This window comes from Phytoactinopolyspora endophytica (assembly GCF_004138495.1).
GTDB classification, from domain to species: Bacteria; Actinomycetota; Actinomycetes; order Jiangellales; family Jiangellaceae; genus Phytoactinopolyspora; species Phytoactinopolyspora endophytica.
This window is the reverse complement of record NZ_ML142849.1, coordinates 693098-694414: the sequence shown is the minus strand read 5'-3', so window position 1 is coordinate 694414 and position 1317 is coordinate 693098. Positions and strand designations below refer to the sequence as shown.

Below are 1317 nucleotides of genomic sequence, written 5' to 3'. Positions count from 1 at the left end.
CTGGGCCTGCCCGGCACCCTGATGGTGATCGTGCTCTTCCTGGCATTGGGCTATGCTGGCCTGCGCATCGCGATGCGGACCACAGACACATTCGTCCGCTTGGCGGCAGCCGGTATCACCGGTTGGTTCATGGTGCAGACCGTAGTTAACCTCGGCATGGTGTTGGCGGTGTTCCCTGTGGTTGGTGTCCCGCTTCCGCTGGTCTCATACGGCGGAGCGTCGATCGTGGCCACGGTGGCCGCGATCGGAGTGTTGCTTGCCTTGGCCAAGCAGGAACCAGGTGCCAAAGAGGCATTGGCCGCCCGGCGAGAGCAGCGGCTTCGGCGTCGGGAGGGTAGGACCACGTGAGGGTTGTCCTCGCCGGTGGCGGCACCGCCGGGCACATCGAGCCCGCGTTGGCCACCGCGGACGCGCTGCTGCGCGCCGACAGTGAGACGGAGATCGTGCTGCTCGGCACGGAGCGGGGTCTGGAGACCCGGCTGGTGCCTGAGCGCGGTTATGAGCTGGCGATGATCCCGCCGGTGCCGATGCCGCGGAAACTCACGCCGGAGCTGATCAGGTTGCCGGCGCGGGTCCGGGGCGCGGTGCGGCAGACGGCGGCGATGCTGCGCGAGCGCGAGGCCGACGTGCTGGTCGGGTTCGGCGGCTACGTGGCGCTGCCGGCGTACCTCGCGGCGCGCCGCCTGGGGCTGCCGACCGTCGTCCATGAAGCCAACGCGAAACCCGGGCTGGCCAACCGGATCGGTGCGCGGTTCACCTCCCACGTCGCCCTGGCGACGGCAGGTGTGCCGCTGCCGCACGGAGAACACATCGGCATCCCGCTGCGTCGTTCGGTCGCGGTGCTGGACAGGGACGCCTCCCGGGATGAGGCCCGGGAGTTCTTCGGCCTGACCGCGGATGCGCCCACGCTGCTCGTGTTCGGCGGAAGCCAGGGGGCGCGCCGGCTGAACGGCGCGGTGACCGAGGCGCTGGACTCGCTGATCGACGCGGGAGCGCAGGTGCTGCACGCGGTCGGTGCGGCCAACATCGACTCCGCCGTCGCCCGGCCCGGCTACGTGCCGGTCGCCTACATCGACCGGATGGACCTGGCCTACGCTGCCGCGGACCTGGCGCTGTGCCGGTCCGGAGCCATCACCTGCGCGGAGATCGCCGCGGTGGGGCTGCCCGCGGTGTACGTGCCGCTGCCGCACGGCAACGGTGAGCAGCGGCTGAACGCGGAACCGACGGTCTCCGCGGGAGGCGGCCTGATGGTGGCGGACGCCGAGCTCAGCGCAGCGTGGCTGACCGCGAACGCGGTGCCGCTGCTGACGGACCCGG

2 protein-coding genes are annotated in these 1317 nt (G+C 71.3%); both read left to right on the top strand.

The genetic code is table 11. The features are described 5' to 3' along the window. On the top strand, nucleotides 1–348 hold a 348-nt coding region (locus tag ELR45_RS03030), incomplete at its 5' end, for an FtsW/RodA/SpoVE family cell cycle protein (protein WP_165367424.1). After that, the coding region (locus tag ELR45_RS03025) for a UDP-N-acetylglucosamine--N-acetylmuramyl-(pentapeptide) pyrophosphoryl-undecaprenol N-acetylglucosamine transferase (RefSeq protein ID WP_165367423.1) at nucleotides 345–1317 on the top strand (973 nt) is incomplete at its 3' end. The genes ELR45_RS03030 and ELR45_RS03025, both read left to right, overlap by 4 nt.